The sequence below is a fragment of the Pseudomonas corni genome (assembly GCF_057128765.1).
On record NZ_JBSKHW010000008.1, the window covers coordinates 153,336 to 169,164 of the forward strand.

Annotated in this window: 16 protein-coding genes; 6 read left to right on the plus strand and 10 right to left on the minus strand. The window is 59.2% G+C overall.

Annotation, left to right across the window (positions count from 1 at the left end; all coding sequences use genetic code 11):
* Nucleotides 1-14 precede the first annotated feature (14 nt).
* Nucleotides 15-1,358: an aminodeoxychorismate synthase component I gene (pabB, locus tag ACWKV9_RS14535; RefSeq protein WP_483836807.1), complete on the plus strand. Its 1,344-nt coding sequence runs from the start codon at nucleotides 15-17 to the stop codon at nucleotides 1,356-1,358.
* Nucleotides 1,359-1,471: 113 nt separating this feature from the next.
* Here the strand turns inward: pabB and thrH are convergent, their stop codons facing one another.
* Nucleotides 1,472-2,089 (minus strand): bifunctional phosphoserine phosphatase/homoserine phosphotransferase ThrH, encoded by a 618-nt coding sequence (thrH, locus tag ACWKV9_RS14540; RefSeq protein WP_483836808.1) that lies wholly within the window; start codon nucleotides 2,087-2,089, stop codon nucleotides 1,472-1,474.
* A gap of 153 nt (nucleotides 2,090-2,242) precedes the next feature.
* Here thrH and ACWKV9_RS14545 point away from each other — a divergent pair, with 153 nt between their 5' ends.
* Nucleotides 2,243-2,977 (plus strand): phosphoadenylyl-sulfate reductase, encoded by a 735-nt coding sequence (locus ACWKV9_RS14545; protein ID WP_483836809.1) that lies wholly within the window; start codon nucleotides 2,243-2,245, stop codon nucleotides 2,975-2,977.
* A gap of 98 nt (nucleotides 2,978-3,075) precedes the next feature.
* Here the strand turns inward: ACWKV9_RS14545 and cysB are convergent, their stop codons facing one another.
* The 5 genes from cysB to ACWKV9_RS14570 all read right to left on the minus strand — a co-directional run bounded on the left by cysB (nucleotide 3,076) and on the right by ACWKV9_RS14570 (nucleotide 7,457).
* Nucleotides 3,076-4,050, minus strand: coding sequence for an HTH-type transcriptional regulator CysB (gene cysB / locus ACWKV9_RS14550; protein ID WP_483836810.1), 975 nt, complete (start codon nucleotides 4,048-4,050; stop codon nucleotides 3,076-3,078).
* A gap of 137 nt (nucleotides 4,051-4,187) precedes the next feature.
* Complete coding sequence (locus tag ACWKV9_RS14555; protein WP_483836811.1) at nucleotides 4,188-4,682, minus strand: universal stress protein; 495 nt, start codon at nucleotides 4,680-4,682, stop codon at nucleotides 4,188-4,190.
* Nucleotides 4,683-4,818: 136 nt separating this feature from the next.
* Nucleotides 4,819-5,739: a 5'-nucleotidase gene (locus ACWKV9_RS14560; RefSeq protein ID WP_483836812.1), complete on the minus strand. Its 921-nt coding sequence runs from the start codon at nucleotides 5,737-5,739 to the stop codon at nucleotides 4,819-4,821.
* Nucleotides 5,740-6,117: 378 nt separating this feature from the next.
* Nucleotides 6,118-7,074, minus strand: coding sequence for a putative 2-dehydropantoate 2-reductase (locus tag ACWKV9_RS14565; RefSeq protein ID WP_483836813.1), 957 nt, complete (start codon nucleotides 7,072-7,074; stop codon nucleotides 6,118-6,120).
* 47 nt (nucleotides 7,075-7,121) lie between these two features.
* Nucleotides 7,122-7,457: a thioredoxin family protein gene (locus ACWKV9_RS14570; RefSeq protein WP_483836814.1), complete on the minus strand. Its 336-nt coding sequence runs from the start codon at nucleotides 7,455-7,457 to the stop codon at nucleotides 7,122-7,124.
* Between the two features lie 268 nt (nucleotides 7,458-7,725).
* On the opposite strand from ACWKV9_RS14570, the gene ACWKV9_RS14575 reads away from it, so the two are divergent.
* The gene (locus ACWKV9_RS14575) at nucleotides 7,726-8,799 is read left to right on the plus strand and encodes a 3-deoxy-7-phosphoheptulonate synthase (protein ID WP_483836815.1); all 1,074 of its coding nucleotides are present in this window, start codon (nucleotides 7,726-7,728) and stop codon (nucleotides 8,797-8,799) included.
* Between the two features lie 75 nt (nucleotides 8,800-8,874).
* Here the strand turns inward: ACWKV9_RS14575 and ACWKV9_RS14580 are convergent, their stop codons facing one another.
* On the minus strand, nucleotides 8,875-9,156 hold the full coding sequence (locus ACWKV9_RS14580) for a GNAT family N-acetyltransferase (RefSeq protein ID WP_483836816.1): 282 nt from the start codon (nucleotides 9,154-9,156) through the stop codon (nucleotides 8,875-8,877).
* A 659-nt stretch (nucleotides 9,157-9,815) separates the two neighbouring features.
* On the opposite strand from ACWKV9_RS14580, the gene oprI reads away from it, so the two are divergent.
* Nucleotides 9,816-10,067, plus strand: a complete 252-nt coding sequence (gene oprI, locus ACWKV9_RS14585; RefSeq protein WP_003199355.1) for an outer membrane lipoprotei OprI — start codon at nucleotides 9,816-9,818, stop codon at nucleotides 10,065-10,067.
* Nucleotides 10,068-10,228: 161 nt separating this feature from the next.
* On the opposite strand, the gene ACWKV9_RS14590 is transcribed toward oprI, so the two are convergent.
* The 3 genes from ACWKV9_RS14590 to ACWKV9_RS14600 all read right to left on the minus strand — a co-directional run bounded on the left by ACWKV9_RS14590 (nucleotide 10,229) and on the right by ACWKV9_RS14600 (nucleotide 12,324).
* On the minus strand, nucleotides 10,229-11,194 hold the full coding sequence (locus ACWKV9_RS14590; protein WP_483836817.1) for a L,D-transpeptidase family protein: 966 nt from the start codon (nucleotides 11,192-11,194) through the stop codon (nucleotides 10,229-10,231).
* Nucleotides 11,195-11,358: 164 nt separating this feature from the next.
* Nucleotides 11,359-11,652: a hypothetical protein gene (locus ACWKV9_RS14595; RefSeq protein WP_483836818.1), complete on the minus strand. Its 294-nt coding sequence runs from the start codon at nucleotides 11,650-11,652 to the stop codon at nucleotides 11,359-11,361.
* A 66-nt stretch (nucleotides 11,653-11,718) separates the two neighbouring features.
* Nucleotides 11,719-12,324 carry an arylesterase gene (locus ACWKV9_RS14600; protein ID WP_483836819.1) on the minus strand — a complete coding sequence of 202 codons (606 nt, stop codon included), beginning with the start codon at nucleotides 12,322-12,324 and terminating at the stop codon, nucleotides 11,719-11,721.
* A 10-nt stretch (nucleotides 12,325-12,334) separates the two neighbouring features.
* Between ACWKV9_RS14600 and ACWKV9_RS14605 the strand changes: the two genes are divergently transcribed.
* Together ACWKV9_RS14605 and ACWKV9_RS14610 are read left to right on the plus strand one after the other, a co-directional pair.
* Nucleotides 12,335-13,018: an ABC transporter ATP-binding protein gene (locus tag ACWKV9_RS14605; protein WP_483836820.1), complete on the plus strand. Its 684-nt coding sequence runs from the start codon at nucleotides 12,335-12,337 to the stop codon at nucleotides 13,016-13,018.
* A complete protein-coding gene (locus ACWKV9_RS14610; RefSeq protein WP_483836821.1) occupies nucleotides 13,018-15,531 on the plus strand; it encodes an ABC transporter permease in 2,514 nt (837 codons plus the stop codon). The genes ACWKV9_RS14605 and ACWKV9_RS14610 overlap by 1 nt, the downstream gene beginning before the upstream one ends.
* Nucleotides 15,532-15,829: the final 298 nt, after the last annotated feature.

Sequence of the window (15,829 nt, forward strand, 5' to 3'; positions counted from 1 at the left end):
ATGACTGTCTTCGTATGCCAATCTGCTCCGTACATCCGCTGCCCTATCACGCCAACCCTGCCGTTTACTTTGCGGCCGTGCGCCATGAGCCCGGCGCGGTATTGCTGGACAGCGGTCGGCCTGAAGCGGATCGCGGGCGCTTTGACATTCTCAGCGCTTGGCCGCTGGAGCAATTTTCGCCGTATGCCGACGAGTCAGGACTGATTTTTCTCCAGCGCTTGCGTGACAGCCTCAAGCGCTTGGGCGAAGCGCAACTACCCGAGAATTGCCCGCTGCCCTTTGCAGGCGGATTGATAGGCTATCTGGCCTATGACTTTGGCCGGTTGCTGGAGCCGATGCCCGCCCAAGCTGCAGATGACCTGCACTTTCCCTCTGCGCACTTGGGTCTTTTTGCCTGGGCGCTGGTAAGCGATCACCAGCAACAGACCAGCCAATTGGTGTTTCATCCGTCACTGCCACACGACGAGCGTGATCGCCTGATCCGGCTGTTCGCACAGCCGTCATCCGATGACGCGCCAGCTTTCAAGCTTGACGCCCCCTTCCGTACCGATATCAACGCCGAGCAATACCGGGAGTCATTCGAGCGCATTCAGGCGTATATCCACGCCGGTGACTGCTATCAGGTCAACCTCACGCAACGGTTTCGCGCCCCTTACACCGGCGACCCCTGGACTGCGTACTGCGCTTTGCGCATCGCCTGCCCCACGCCTTTTGCCGGTTATATGGCGCTGCCCGAGGGCGATGCGATTCTGAGCCTGTCCCCCGAACGCTTCGTCAAAGTCAGCGAGCGCCTGGTGGAAACACGCCCGATCAAGGGCACGCGGCCACGGGGCAAAACTGTTGAGGAAGACGCAGCGCTCGCCGCAGAACTGCTCGCCAGCGCAAAGGACCGCTCGGAGAACCTGATGATCGTCGACCTGTTGCGCAACGACCTGGGCCGCAGTTGCCGAACCGGCTCGGTCAAGGTGCCAGAATTGTTCAGTCTGGAGAGTTACCCGAACGTGCACCACCTGGTCAGCAGCATCACGGGCGAGCTGGCCGCTGAAAACGACGCACTGGACTTGCTCGGCGGCAGCTTCCCGGGTGGCTCGATCACCGGCGCGCCAAAGATTCGGGCGATGCAGATCATCGACGAACTGGAGCCGACCCGGCGCGCTTTATATTGCGGGTCGTTGCTGTACCTGGACGTGCGTGGGGAAATGGACAGTTCCATCACCATTCGCAGCTTGCTGGCGAAAGATGGGCAGATGTCGTGCTGGGGCGGCGGCGGGATCGTTGCGGATTCGGATTGTGAGTCCGAGTATCAGGAGACGTTTACCAAGGTGCGGGTGTTGTTGCAGACGCTGGAAAAGCTGTAACGCCGCAAACCTGTAGGAGCGCGCTTGCCCGCGATTGCGTCTGCACCCTCCAATTACCAGCGCCTGACACACCGATATCGCGGGCAAGCGCGCTCCTACACTTGCCCCCCGGTTTACAAACTCAACACCCGATTCGACGCCTTGATGAATTCCTGCTTCAGCGCCTCGAACGTATGCACTGCCGGGAACTGCGGGAATTCGCGGATCACGTTGTCCGGTGCGTGAAACAGAATGCCGGCGTCCGCCTCGCCCAGCATGGTGGTGTCGTTGTAGGAATCGCCGGCGGCAATCACTCGGTAATACAAACTCTTGAACGCCAGCACCGACTGGCGCTTGGGGTCTTTCTGGCGCAACTGGTAGCTGACGACGCGATCGGTGTCGTCGGTGATCAGGCGGTGGCAAAGCAACGTTGGAAAACCCAACTGACGCATCAACGGCTGGGAAAACTCATAGAACGTGTCTGACAGAATCACCACCTGAAACCGCTCGCGCAGCCAGTCCACAAACTCAATGGCGCCGTCCAGGGGCTTTAACATGCTGATCACTTCCTGAATGTCCGACAGCTTGAGCCCATGTTCATCGAGTATCCGCAGGCGCTGTTTCATCAGTACGTCGTAATCGGGAATGTCCCGGGTGGTCGCGCGCAGCGACTCGATACCGGTTTTTTCCGCAAACGCGATCCAGATTTCCGGGACCAGCACACCTTCCAGGTCCAGACAGGCAATTTCCACAGCACACTCCTTGATGCACATTGATGAAGCGGCACTCTAACCACTGGCTGAGGCCTGCGTAAACACAGCTTATGGGCAAACAGGCGAAGGATTTTGTTACCATCGCCGCCATTACGAGCGCCTAAGCGCCACTTCATATTAGGAAGCCGCCTGATGAGCCATCCCTTCGACATCGCTGATATCGCCGCGACTTACGCCAGCAAGTCCGCCCAGGACATTCTCAAATTTGCATTCCAGCACTTCGGTGACGAGCTGTGGATTTCCTTCAGCGGCGCGGAAGATGTCGTGTTGGTCGACATGGCCTGGAAGATCAACAAGAACGTCAAGGTGTTCAGTCTGGACACCGGTCGTTTGCATCCCGAGACCTACCGCTTCATTGAGCAGGTGCGCGAGCAGTACAAGATCCAGATCGAGATCGTCTCCCCCGACCAGCGGGCACTTGAGCCGTTCGTCAAAGAGAAAGGTCTGTTCAGTTTCTACAAGGATGGGCATGGCGAGTGTTGCGGCGTGCGCAAGATCGAACCGCTGCGGCGCAAACTCAGTGGTGTAACGGCCTGGGCCACGGGGCAGCGTCGGGATCAGAGCCCGAGCACTCGTAACAGTGTGGCGGTGGTCGAAATCGACGGTGCGTTCTCGACCCCGGAACGCCCGTTGTACAAATTCAATCCGCTGGCGCAGATGACCAGCGCCGATGTGTGGAATTACATCCGCATGCTGGAGCTGCCGTTCAATCCGTTGCACGAGCGCGGTTTCATCAGCATCGGCTGCGAGCCCTGCACCCGCCCTGTTCTGCCCAACCAGCACGAACGCGAAGGCCGCTGGTGGTGGGAAGAAGCGACGCAAAAGGAATGCGGGCTGCATGCGGGGAATATCATCGGGAAAGCCTAACCGCTTTCTGTAGGAGCCAACTTGTTGGCGAGGCGATCCAGTGGCGAGTCAGTAATGCCGCCTCGCGAACAAGTTCGCTCCTACAGGGATCGCTTTAATCAATGCTCCGGCAGTTTTACCCCGGCAAACAGCTCTTCGAGCTCTTGCTTGTTGTGGCAGGCGATAGCCTTGGCCATGACATCGCGAGTCAGGTGCGGGGCGAATTTCTCGATGAAATCGCACATGAACCCGCGCAAGAAGGTGCCGCGACGGAAACCGATCTTGGTCACGCTGGCTTCGAACAATTCGCTGGCATCGAGCACCACCAGGTCGCTGTCGAGTTTCGGGTCCACCGCCATCTTGGCGACGATGCCCACACCCAAACCCAGTCGAACGTAAGTTTTGATGACGTCGGCATCGGCAGCCGTGAACACCACTTTCGGTGTCAGGCCGCGATGACTGAAGGCTTCGTCGAGTTTCGAGCGACCGGTAAAGCCGAACACGTAGGTCACGATCGGGTATTCGGCGAGAATTTCCAGGGTCAGTTTCGGCACCTTAGTCAGCGGATGGCCCTGGGGTACGACCACGCATCGGTTCCAAGTGTAGCACGGCATCATCACCAGATCGCCGAATAGCTCCAGCGCTTCAGTGGCGATGGCGAAATCCACGGTGCCGTCGGCGGCCATTTCGGCGATTTGCATCGGCGAGCCTTGGTGCATGTGCAGCGCCACGTCCGGGTATTGCTTGATGAAATTGCTGATCACCGGCGGCAAGGCATAGCGCGCCTGGGTGTGGGTGGTGGCGATCGACAGGGTGCCCTTTTTCTCGTTGGAGAATTCCTGGGCAATCTGCTTGATGCTCTCGACCTTGCGCAGGATTTCCCCTGCGGTGGTAATGATGCGCTCTCCTGCTGGTGTCACTCGGGTCAGGTGCTTGCCGCTGCGAGCGAAAACCTCGACGCCCAGTTCGTCCTCCAGCAAACGGATCTGTTTGCTGATGCCGGGCTGAGAGGTGTAAAGACTCTGTGCCGTGGCCGAAACGTTGAGGTCGTGGTGCGCCACTTCCCAGATGTAGCGCAGTTGTTGAAGCTTCATATGTATCCCTCAAGGCCGGCAGACGCCACGGGCATCACGACGGTATATAACTGGATTATTGGTCAGGAGAGCGCAGCTAGAACTTTTTATCACTTTTAGACGGTAATGGCACGCTGCATTTCACCCGTTGCGCGTCATTAGCCCCCAGCACGGTTCTGAATCATCGGCACCATGTACACCGGCACCTCGGAAAGTTGCAAAACCCGCGCTGCCGTACGCCCTATGGGTGTATCGCCTTGAGTCCCATGACTGTGGCTGCCGACGACTACCAGATCGACCGCCAGCTTTTGCGCTTGATCGAGTATCACGTTGGACGGATCGCCCTGAACCACCCTTACCGTGCGAATTAGCTCCAGGTCTGTGTTGCCCACCCCCAGCTCATCCCGAAAGCCGTCCAGTACCCGCGACTCAATGCTTTCAATGACATTATTGACGCCTTCACTGTGCAGCGTCTTGAGCACATCCTCTTCCAGATAGCTCTGTAAAACCGACTCCGCAAACAGCCCCATTGGCTCGACGACATGGATCACATACAGCTCGGCGTTGAACGTTCGAGCCAGCGCCAACGCATGTTGCAACACGTAAGGCGCGTACAGACCGAGGTCCGTGGCATACAGCATCGAACGAATCATGGGACCTCCGGACAACCAGGAACGGCAACGCAGACACTGGACGACGATCGGCCTGCGGCCATTTGCTCAGATCTGATTCAGCTTAGCAGTGCCGCAGCAAACCAACCGGTCCGATACATCATTAAGGTCTAACGGCTCACGGTTTTAGTTCGTTGCTGATGCCGTGGGGGACGTGCCCGGTGGCGACCACATCACGGGCCTTCTCGCAGTGGCCCGGCTGGTCATCGAAAAATACGTCGGCGGCGAAGGCTTCAAGAAACGCAGACTTTTCCAGCCCGCCAAGGAACAGCGACTCGTCCAGACGGATATCCCACTCACGCAATGTGCGGATAACTCGTTCGTGTGCCGGCGCTGATCGGGCAGTCACCAGCGCGGTGCGGATCGGGCAGGTTTCTTCGGGAAACTCGCGTTGCAACAGATTCAGCGCTTCGAGAAACGGTTTGAACGGCCCGCCACTCAGCGGACGCCGGGCGGCTTCCCGCTCACTGGCCTGAAACGCTTCCAGACCACCGGATTGATAAACCCGCTCGGACTCATCGGAGAACAGCACGGCGTCGCCATCGAACGCGATGCGCAGTTCAGCGCTGGCGGCACGTCGAGCACCGCCGGAAAGAATGGTCGCGGCAGCGAACCCGGCATCCAGAGCGCTGCGCACATCTTCGGCATGGGTGGAGAGAAACAGATGGCTGCCGAATGCGGCGAGATAAGGAAACGGACTGCGCCCACCAACGAACGCCGCACGGGAGATATCCAGGCCGTAATGCTGAATCGAGTTGAACACCCGCAAACCGGTGTCGGCGCTGTTGCGCGAGACCAGCACCACTTCGACCCGGGCTTTGCTCAGACTGGTGTTGAGGCTGAGCAGCTTTTGTACCAGTTGAAACGCGTCGCCCTGCTCCAGCACTTCGTCTTCGTGGTCAATCTGGTATTGGCGATAAGCGGAAACGCCTTCGGCCATGTAAATCTGATGGCTGTCACGCAGGTCGAACAGCGCTCGGGAGGAAATCGCCAGCACCAGTTTGTTGTTCGGGGCTTTTGTCGTTAGCTCGTTTGACATCGGTGCTCCCATCGTTGAATGCATCACACTGTTCTGTAGGAGCGAATTCATTGGCGAGACGGCGGTGCATCCGATCTGCCTCCGGCGTCCGGCCCATCTCTTCGCGAATAAATTCGCTCCTACAGATTGATCTCGGCACAACCCGCAATTCTGTGGGAGCGAATTCATTCGCGAGACGGCGGCGCATCCGACCTGCCTCCGGAGTCCGGCCCATCTCTTCGCGAATAAATTCGCTCCTACAGATTGATCTCGGCACAACCCGCAATTCTGTGGGAGCGAATTTATTCGCGAGACGGCGGTGCATCCGATCTGCCTCCGGCGTCAGGCCCATCTCTTCGCGAATAAATTCGCTCCTACAGATATCGGAAATACTCAGAACTACCGATTACGCCGATCCATAAACGCCAGCGCATGAAGCAACGCACGGATCTTGGGCATGTCGTACCCGCCTGCCAACGCCGCAGCCAATGGCTTGGCATAAATAGCCTCCAGCTCCAGCGGGCGTTTCTCGATGAAGTCGTGGAACATGCTCGGGCGGTAATCGGGCATCTGCCTGGTGACGTTGAACAAGCGCTCGGCGTAACCCGCCGGAAAGTCAAACCCGCACGCCGCCGCGCCTTCGACCACTTCGTTCATCACCTCATGGATCAGCTCGGCGCTGTCCGGATCGGCCATCAACCCGCTTGTACCCACACCCAGCAATACCGACAGACCGTTGTACGGGATGTTCCACACCAGCTTCTGCCAGCGCGCATGCTCCAGATCTTCCATCGCGGTAGCTTCGATCCCGGCGGCGCGGAACAAGTCGGCGCCGTGTTCAAGAATCGACTGGCGCAGGTTATTTCCATAGCCAGGGCCGCTGTGATAACCCAGATTGACGGCGCCGAAAGCTTCATGGGCGATCTGCCCAGGCCCAGAGCGATGCACGCAGATGAAACAAAGACCGCCCAACAAGTGCAGCGAGTCCGGCAATAAAGGACGCAACTCTTCTTCGACATCCAGCCCGTTCTGTAACAACAGCACCTTGGCGTTCGGCGCAGCCGCCTGAGTGATCGAAGGGGCAAGGTCGGCGTTGCTGGTGGTCTTGGCGCCCACCAACAGCCATTCGCAAGGCGGCATGTCGGAGGCTGACGAGTACGCCTGCACATTGTCCAGGGTCAACAGCCCGTGGACTTTACTGTCCAGCCGCAGCCCGTTTTCCGAGACCGCGCTGAACTCACTGCGCAGCAAAAAGTGAACGTCATAGCCGGCACGCGCCAGCATCAGGCCATAAAAGCCGCCAATGGCGCCGGTGCCAATAATGCCGATGCGCGGTTTCGAGGTGTCTTTGGTCATGTGGGTCCCATTTAGAGCATTCATCGGGGTGTAAGCGGTGGGTTGTGTCAGGGTAATTCGTCTGGGGCCAGGCTCAACGCTCGATCAAGTGCGAGACTGATGTCCGGCAGGAGCAGCTTGCTGCGCAGGGCCCCGAAAAATTCGCCGTCACGTATGACGAACAGCGCGGGCAGATGAAACACCCCATAGCGCTGCACTGCTCCGCCATTTTCCTCGGCATCGATCCAGCAGAGTCGATCCAGCGGCAGCGGTTGCTGCGGCAGATAGTCGCGGGCCCAGCGACAACTGGCGCAGCCTGCGCCGGTGAAAATCAGCAGGGAAGTGCCGTCCAGCGAGAGCAGTTGCTGGTCCACGTCGAAATCGGTCAATTGCAGTTGTTCCACGCGGTTCCCCCTTCTGGCGTTAGCTGCACACTATAGGCCTGGCGCGTGGGCAGTTTACAAAAACTGCGATGCAAAGCCTTCGCGAGCCCGAACTTTTTGTCGTAGCGCGTCGTCTTGAGCCGCGCAGACTGGACGAAAGCGCTGTTTGCCCATTGTCCAAAGGCAGGATAACGCGCTAAGGTTCCGCTCCCCCGCTGCGCTCAATCATGCTCGGCTCCGCCGCACGGGGACGTTGGCGGCCAGCATCCGTGACCTGATGAGTAACACGATGGCTGATTTACCGATTGACGATCTCAACGTTGCTTCCAACGAGACACTGATCACTCCGGATCAGCTCAAGCGCGAAATCCCCCTGACTGCGGCTGCCCAGCAGACCGTGAGCCAGGGTCGCGAAGTGATTCGCAACATTCTCGATGGCAAGGATCACCGCCTGTTCATCGTGATCGGGCCCTGCTCGATCCACGACCTCAAGGCTGCCCACGAATACGCCGACCGCCTTAAAGCGCTGGCCGCTGAAGTGTCCGACACGCTGTATCTGGTGATGCGCGTCTATTTCGAGAAGCCTCGCACGACAGTGGGCTGGAAAGGCCTGATCAACGATCCGTATCTGGATGACTCCTTCAAGATTCAGGACGGTCTGCACATCGGTCGGCAATTGCTGCTGGAGCTGGCCGAAAAAGGTCTGCCCACCGCCACCGAAGCGCTGGACCCGATTTCCCCGCAGTACTTGCAGGATCTCATCAGTTGGTCGGCCATCGGCGCGCGTACCACTGAATCCCAGACGCACCGGGAAATGGCTTCAGGCCTGTCCTCGGCCGTGGGCTTCAAGAACGGCACCGACGGCGGCCTGACGGTAGCGATCAACGCTCTGCAGTCTGTGTCCAGCCCCCACCGGTTCCTGGGCATCAATCAGGAAGGCGGCGTCTCCATCGTCACAACCAAAGGCAACGCCTACGGTCACGTGGTGCTGCGTGGCGGCAACGGCAAACCGAACTATGATTCGGTCAGCGTCGCTCTGTGCGAACAGGCGCTGAACAAAGCCAACATCAAGCCCAACATCATGGTCGATGCCAGCCACGCCAACTCCAACAAAGACCCGGCCCTGCAACCTCTGGTGATGGAGAACGTTGCCAACCAGATCCTGGAAGGCAACGAATCGATCATTGGCCTGATGGTCGAGAGCCACCTCAATTGGGGTGCTCAGTCGATTCCCAAGGATCTGGCTGACCTCAAATACGGCGTGTCCATCACCGATGCCTGCATCGATTGGGAAAGTACCGAGAAAACCCTGCGCAGCATGCACGCCAAACTCAAGGGCGTGCTGCCTAACCGCAAGCGCTGATCGCGCAACGCAGAAACAACAACGCCGAGCATATGCTCGGCGTTTTTCATGGTGCTGGTGAAACAGTGCGACGCGTCAGATCTTTGCAGCCTGGCGCTGGTTGCGCTCCATATAGCGCTCGACATACGAGCACGATGGAATGACGGTATAGCCAATGCTGTCGGCGTAATCGAGGGCAACCTCGGTCAATGCCGCTGCGATGCCTCGTCCCCGAAGTGCGTTGGGGACAAACGTACGGTAGATGTCCAGGGTTTCCTTGCCCAGGTCCATGTACGTCAGATAGGCACGGTGACCGTCTATGTTTATTTCAAACTGGTGACCGGTCTTGTCATGGTGGATCGACAACGCCTCGCTCATCACTACTCCTCGCGGGTCTTGGATTTTGACCCCTACCTTACCGATGTTTCCCCGGCGAAGGAACCTCTTCACGCAGCGGGAAAACCAATTCACGTGGTTTTTACGCAACGTGCTACGCCACCTTGTGCCAGATTTGGACACCGAGAAGAGCATCGCTGTTCTCAAACAAATGAGCACCAGCAAATAGTAGGCGTCATTGCCGAACGTGCTCAAGTGAATCATCGGTAAATGCATCGCCGAACATCAGACTGTGTTAACGGTGGAACCTGACAACGCCAGTAATGTCCATTGACACAGTCAGATTGCTGCCTAATGCCGCGAGTACACATAAGACACATAAATGCGATATACAGCCACAGCGAACAGCGCATACATGCGACGCACTTCTCAACATGCACGCGACTGATTTATCGATAATAGGCAGACCTTTGAGTCGTCGCCTAATATCAATGGACTGTCGGCAGTTCGCCCGACAGTGCGGGCTTTTTTCGTACAAAAGGCGTGAGAAGTTGAATGGAACACTTTCAAAGCAAAGAATTTTGTTCACATCTTGCGCTTCGTCCGTTTACTTACTACAAACAATGGGTAGTATGTACGCCGGTCATTTTCTCACTTCCGAGAGATGACTAATTTGATAGAAGTCCTTTAAGGGGAACACGATGAACAACGTTCTGAAATTCTCTGCTCTGGCTCTGGCCGCAGTTCTGGCCACCGGTTGCAGCAGCGCATCCAAAGAAACCGAAGCTCGTTTGACTGCAACTGAAGACGCAGCAGCTCGTTCGCAAGCCCGTGCCGATGAAGCTTATCGCAAAGCTGACGAAGCTCTGGCTGCTGCTCAGAAAGCTCAGCAAACTGCTGACGAAGCCAACGAACGCGCTCTGCGTATGTTGGACAAGGCAAGCCGCAAGTAATAGTCCCCCGGGATTATTGATAAGCCGATCCGGTTTCGGATCGGCTTTTTTGTTGCCGGACGCTCAAGAGGCGATATCCGGACAATAAAAAACCCGTCCGCTCAGCCCCTTCACAAGGCCCTGCGGACGGGTATCGGCGCCCTGTTACTGCACGCTATAAGCTATTGCAGTACGACAGGAGCGCTGGGCACCACAGGCGCGCTAGTGGGTACCGCAATCTCCACCGGCATCCCGTCCTCAGCGGCGACCACGTCCCGCACTTCATTCCAATCGATCAGCACCTTGTTGGCCAGGTCTTCGCGCTTGAGCAGGGCATTGATCACCGCTGTGTGCTTGTCGACCACGGAAGGATTGCCGCTCTCGTCCAGAGGCGTGTGCGCTTCCAGATAGACCTTCCCGCCACTGACGCCGAACTTGTACGGCTCGCTCATGATGCGCACGGTCGTGCCCACCGGCACCATGTCGGCCATTTCCAGCACGTTGTTGTTGTACATGCGGAAGCAGCCGTGGCTGGTGCGCATGCCGATGCCGAACTTCTTGTTCGAACCGTGAATCAAGTAGCCGGGTAGACTCAGGCCGAACTTGAACGGGCCCAGCGGGTTATCAGGGCCAGCCGGTACGACGTTCGGCAGGATGTCGCCATCAGCGGCATGTTCGGCCTTGACCGAGGCCGGAGGGGTCCAGGTCGGGTTCGGCGTCTTGGCTGTGACCTTGGTGGTGGAAATTGGTGAACCCCAGCCCTCGCGACCAATACCCAGCGGGAAGGTGTACACCACGTTTCGGCCTTTGGGGTAGTAGTACAAACGGTACTCGGCAAGGTTGATAACGATGCCTTCACGGGGACCCGGCGGCAGGATGAAACGGGTCGGCAAGACGATCTGCTTGCCCGCGCCCGGCAGCCAGGCATCGACGCCGGGGTTGGCGGCGATCATTTCCAGATAGCCAAGATCGTACTGGGTGCCCAGATCGGCGAAGGTGTCTTCGTACTTGGCGGTGATGGTCTGGACCTCACCAATGATGTCCTCGCCAGGGGGCGGCAACGGAAACTCCAGAGCGGAAACAGGGCCGGCCGCACACAGTGCAGCGAGCGACAGACAGCGAGCGAAGGCTGGAATGCGCGACAACATCCGGAGAATCCTTGGGTAAACAGGGCGGGATCGAAAAAAGCGATTGTACACTGCCAACACCCGTCTGTAGGAGCGAACTTGTTCGCGAAGCCCGGGCTACAAGCGCAGACGAAGGCACGGGCTGTGCCGACCTTCTCGCGAACAAGTTCGCGCTTACATGAACCTCAAGCGTCTTCAAGCTCCGGCCAGATCGGCGCCCAGCCCCGGCGTTGTGCATCGATGATCGCGCGGCACAGTGGGCACAGTCGTTCGTCCTGATAAATCGTCTGCTCGACCGCCGACCACCGCGGCTGCGCCGGGAGCAGTGAACCACACAGCGTACGGTCCGCAGAACCGGCCAGTTCAAGCTGGCGTGCGACCAGGTGCACGCGGATTTCCTGGCACGCAAACAGGTCGAGCTGTTCATCAGGCTCGATCAGTTGATAAGCAAAAAGGGACCAGGACGGACGGCGCGGCATGGGGGGCTCCGGAGCGGGGGCGCCACCTTAGCCCAAACCCCTTGCCCAGAAAAGCCCCGCAGCCCTTTAAAGTAGCGGTTTGAGGCTCGGCCAGACGTTTTCCAGCAATCTGCCCTGAGCGTTGGCGGCCGGATGCAAACCATCGGCCTGGGTGAACTCCGGAACACCCCCTACCCCTTCAAGCATGAACGGCACCAACGCGACCTTTTTATCAGTCGCCAGGTTGCTGTAGACCTCCTTGAACGCGGTGGTGTATCGCGGTCCGTAGTTGGGAGGAATCTGCATCCCCAGTAGCAGGACTTTTGCTCCGGCAGCGCGGGAGCTGTCGATCATCGCTGAAAGGTTCTGTTGCAATTGCGCCGGAGGCTGGCCGCGCAAGCCGTCGTTGCCGCCCAATTCAAGCACCACCAGATCCGGTTTATGCTCCGCAAGCAGCGCCGGCAGCCGCGCCTGGCCACCGGCACTGGTGTCGCCGCTGACCGAAGCATTGATCACTTTGTCGTTGTAACCTTCCTTCGCCAGGCGTTGCTCCAGCAAGCTGACCCACCCCAACCGGGTATCCAGGCCGAAAGCCGCGCTGATACTATCGCCAACGATCAGCACCGTGCCCGCCGTAGCCCCTTGAGACAACAGCAGCAAACCCAGGCCAGCACTTAAAAACCACGCACGCATCGGATTCTCCATGAGCGAAAGTATTCTCAGTGCGCAGAACCTCAGCAAAGTGGTCCCCAGCACCGAAGGTGACCTGACCATCCTGCACGAACTCTCCCTGGAACTAAACAAGGGCGACACGCTGGCCATCGTCGGCGCATCGGGTTCGGGCAAATCTACCCTCCTTGGGCTGTTGGCAGGGCTCGATCTGCCGAGTGCAGGTTCGGTCACACTGGCCGGTCGCAATCTCAGCGATCTGGACGAAGACCAACGCGCGCGCATTCGCGCCGAACACGTGGGCTTTGTATTTCAGTCCTTTCAACTGCTCGACAGTTTGAACGCACTGGAAAACGTCATGCTGCCCATGGAGCTCGAAGGCCGCAAGGACGCCCGTGAACAGGCGCGCGGCTTGCTCGAACGTGTCGGTCTGGGCCAACGCCTGACCCACACGCCACGCCAACTCTCCGGTGGCGAGCAACAGCGCGTCGCGATTGCCCGCGCATTCGCCGCCGACCCCAGCGTTCTGTTTGCCGACGAACCCACCGGGAACCTCGACAGCCACACTGGCGAGCGCATCAGCGATCTGTTGTTCGAGCTGAACAAAGAGCGCAACACCACACTGGTGCTGGTCACGCACGACGAACGCCTGGCCCATCGCTGCCGGCGCCTGATCCGTCTTGAAGGTGGCCGTCTGGTCGCCCCTCTGGAGCCTTGATGGCACGTCTGCCGTTTCAACGTCTGCTCAATCTCGCCAGCCGCCAGTTGGTGCGCGACTTCCGCGCGGGCGAGCTGCGCGTGCTGTTTTTCGCGCTGGTAGTGGCGGTCGCGGCCAGTACCGCGATTGGTTATTTCGGCGCGCGGCTCAACAGCGCGATGACCCTTCGGGCCACAGAGTTTCTGGGGGCCGATCTGGTACTGGGCGGGTCCAGCCCGGCTAGTGCCGAGCAGATCGACACCGGAACAGCGCTCAAGCTTGATCACTCACAGACGGTGATTTTTTCCAGCGTTGTAGCCACCGACGCAGGCATCCAGCTGGCGAGTGTCAAAGCGGTGGACGCGGCATATCCCCTGCGCGGCGAGCTGAAAAGCGCCCCTGCTCCTTACGAAACCGAAACCACCGGCGGTGAGCCGCAGCCCGGTGAAGCCTGGGCGGAAGCGCGGGTGTTAGTAGCACTGAACATCAAGGTCGGCGACAGCATTGATGTCGGCGCCAAAACTCTGAAGCTGAGCCGCGTGCTTACTTACGAGCCTGATCGCGCTGGCAATTTTTACAGCCTGACGCCAAGGGTGATGATCAACCTCGCCGACCTCAAGGCCACCAACGTAGTGCAACCGGGCAGCCGCGTGAGCTATCGCGAGATGTGGCGTGGCACGCCTGAAGCCCTGGCGGCCTATCGCAAGGCCATTGAACCGGGTCTGGCACCGAATCAGAAAATCGACGACGCCCGCGATGGTAACCAACAGATCGGCGGCGCCTTGGGCAAGGCCGAGCGCTATTTGAACATGGCCAGTCTGGTGGCGGTGTTGCTGGCCGGTGTGGCGGTGGCGCTGTCGGCGTCGCGTTTTGCCGTACGCCGTTTTGATGCCAGCGCACTTTTGCGCTGCCTTGGCCTGTCACGCAATGAAGCGCTGGTGTTGTTCAGTCTGCAACTGGCGATGCTCGGCGTTGCGGCGAGCCTGGCGGGCGCATTCGTCGGTTGGCTCGCGCAGCTGGGGCTGTTTTATTTGCTGGAAAACCTGTTGCCAGCAGCTGTGCCGCCGGGTGGCTTGCTGCCAGCGCTGGCGGGTATCGGCACCGGTCTCGTGGCTTTGGCCGGGTTCGCGTTGCCGCCGCTGGCTGCATTGGGCCGCGTGCCACCGCTGCGAGTTTTGCGCCGCGACATGCTGCCGATCCCGGCGAGTACTTGGCTGGTGTATGGCGCTGCGCTGTTTGCATTGGGTTTGATCATGTGGCGTTTGAGCCTGGATCTGGTGCTGACTTTCGCCCTGCTCGGCGGCGGTCTGATTGCGGCGCTGGTGCTGGGCGGCATTTTGCTGCTCACGCTCACCAGCCTGCGCCGCTTGTTGGCCAATGCGTCACTGCCGTGGCGTCTGGGTTTGGGGCAGTTGTTGCGTCACCCGCTGGCCGCCGCCGGTCAATCTTTGGCCTTCGGTTTGATTCTGCTGTCCATGGGGCTGATTGCGCTGCTGCGCGGCGAGCTGCTGGACACTTGGCAAAACCAGTTGCCCAAAGACGCGCCCAACTATTTCGCGCTGAACATTCTGCCCAACGACAAGGACCATTTTGCCGAGCGCATCGGTCAGCTGTCGACCCACAGCGCCCCGTTGTACCCGATGATTCCGGGGCGTTTGATGAGCATCAACGGTGAGCCGGTCAGCAAGTTCGTCACCAAGGATTCGCGCGGCGAAAACGCGACCCAGCGCGATCTCAATCTGACGTGGGCCGCCACCATGCCGGAGGGCAACACCATCACCGAAGGTCAGTGGTGGGCCAGCGATCAGCCGCCTGCAGCTGATACCGTTCCCGGCGTTTCGGTCGAGACCAAACTGGCGAAAAGTCTGGACATGAAGCTGGGCGATACGTTGAGCTTCGTGATTGGCGGGCTGACGCGTGAGGTCAAGGTGACCAGTCTGCGTGACATCAACTGGGACACCTTCCAGCCCAATTTCTTCATGATTTTCCAGCCGGGCACGCTCAGGGATGTGCCCGCCACTTACCTCACCAGCTTCTATCTGGCGCCGGGCAACGACAAGCAGATCGTCGAGCTGTCCCGGACCTTCCCGGCGGTGACCATCCTGCAAGTGGAGGCGCTGCTGGAACAACTGCGCAGCATCCTCGATCAGGTAACGCTCGCGGTGCAATTCGTGCTGTTGTTCGTCTTGGCCGCGGGGATGGCGGTATTGTTCTCCGGGCTGCAGGCGACACTGGATGAACGCATCCGACAGGGCGCGCTGCTGCGGGCACTGGGGGCCAACCGGGCACTGTTGACCAAGGCGCGTCGCATCGAATTTGGCCTGCTGGGCGCGGTCAGCGGAGTGCTGGCAGCGCTGGGTTGCGAACTGGTGAGCTTCGCCCTGTACCGCTACGCCTTCAACCTGCAATGGGCGCCGCACGTGTGGCTGCTGTTGCTCCCGGTGATCGGCGCCCTGCTGGTCGGCGGCGCAGGCGTGTTCGGCACCCGGCGAGCGCTCAATGCGAGTCCGTTGACGGTATTGCGTGAGGGGTGATCGATCCCATCGGACCTCAGCGGTGGACGCTGACAGGCAATCGAATCTGTAGGAGCCAACTTGTTGGCGAGCCGGACAACGCGGTGTGTCAGGTACTAAGGCTCGCCAACAAGTTGGCTCCTACCGAGTTAGCGCCATGCCTGGATTCAACAACACTGCAGGTCCCAAGGGGTCAGCGTCAGCTCGGGATATCCGAGGCGCCATTGATCTTGTTGGAGCGAGGCTTGCCCGCGAAGCTAACGATGCGCAGTGTCAGGTCAAAGCAAGGCGTTTTCTTCGTGCAGTGTCTTGGTCAAAG

Coding starts and splice junctions, on each gene's coding strand:
- ACWKV9_RS14545 (WP_483836809.1), top strand. CDS start 2,243: ATGAGCCATCCCTTCGACATCGCTGATATCGCCGCGACTTACGCCAGC.
- ACWKV9_RS14610 (WP_483836821.1), top strand. CDS start 13,018: ATGGCACGTCTGCCGTTTCAACGTCTGCTCAATCTCGCCAGCCGCCAG.
- pabB (WP_483836807.1), top strand. CDS start 15: ATGCCAATCTGCTCCGTACATCCGCTGCCCTATCACGCCAACCCTGCC.
- ACWKV9_RS14590 (WP_483836817.1), bottom strand. CDS start 11,194: ATGTTGTCGCGCATTCCAGCCTTCGCTCGCTGTCTGTCGCTCGCTGCA.
- ACWKV9_RS14555 (WP_483836811.1), bottom strand. CDS start 4,682: ATGATTCGTTCGATGCTGTATGCCACGGACCTCGGTCTGTACGCGCCT.
- ACWKV9_RS14560 (WP_483836812.1), bottom strand. CDS start 5,739: ATGTCAAACGAGCTAACGACAAAAGCCCCGAACAACAAACTGGTGCTG.
- ACWKV9_RS14565 (WP_483836813.1), bottom strand. CDS start 7,074: ATGACCAAAGACACCTCGAAACCGCGCATCGGCATTATTGGCACCGGC.
- oprI (WP_003199355.1), top strand. CDS start 9,816: ATGAACAACGTTCTGAAATTCTCTGCTCTGGCTCTGGCCGCAGTTCTG.
- ACWKV9_RS14605 (WP_483836820.1), top strand. CDS start 12,335: ATGAGCGAAAGTATTCTCAGTGCGCAGAACCTCAGCAAAGTGGTCCCC.
- ACWKV9_RS14595 (WP_483836818.1), bottom strand. CDS start 11,652: ATGCCGCGCCGTCCGTCCTGGTCCCTTTTTGCTTATCAACTGATCGAG.
- ACWKV9_RS14600 (WP_483836819.1), bottom strand. CDS start 12,324: ATGCGTGCGTGGTTTTTAAGTGCTGGCCTGGGTTTGCTGCTGTTGTCT.
- ACWKV9_RS14580 (WP_483836816.1), bottom strand. CDS start 9,156: ATGAGCGAGGCGTTGTCGATCCACCATGACAAGACCGGTCACCAGTTT.
- ACWKV9_RS14575 (WP_483836815.1), top strand. CDS start 7,726: ATGGCTGATTTACCGATTGACGATCTCAACGTTGCTTCCAACGAGACA.
- cysB (WP_483836810.1), bottom strand. CDS start 4,050: ATGAAGCTTCAACAACTGCGCTACATCTGGGAAGTGGCGCACCACGAC.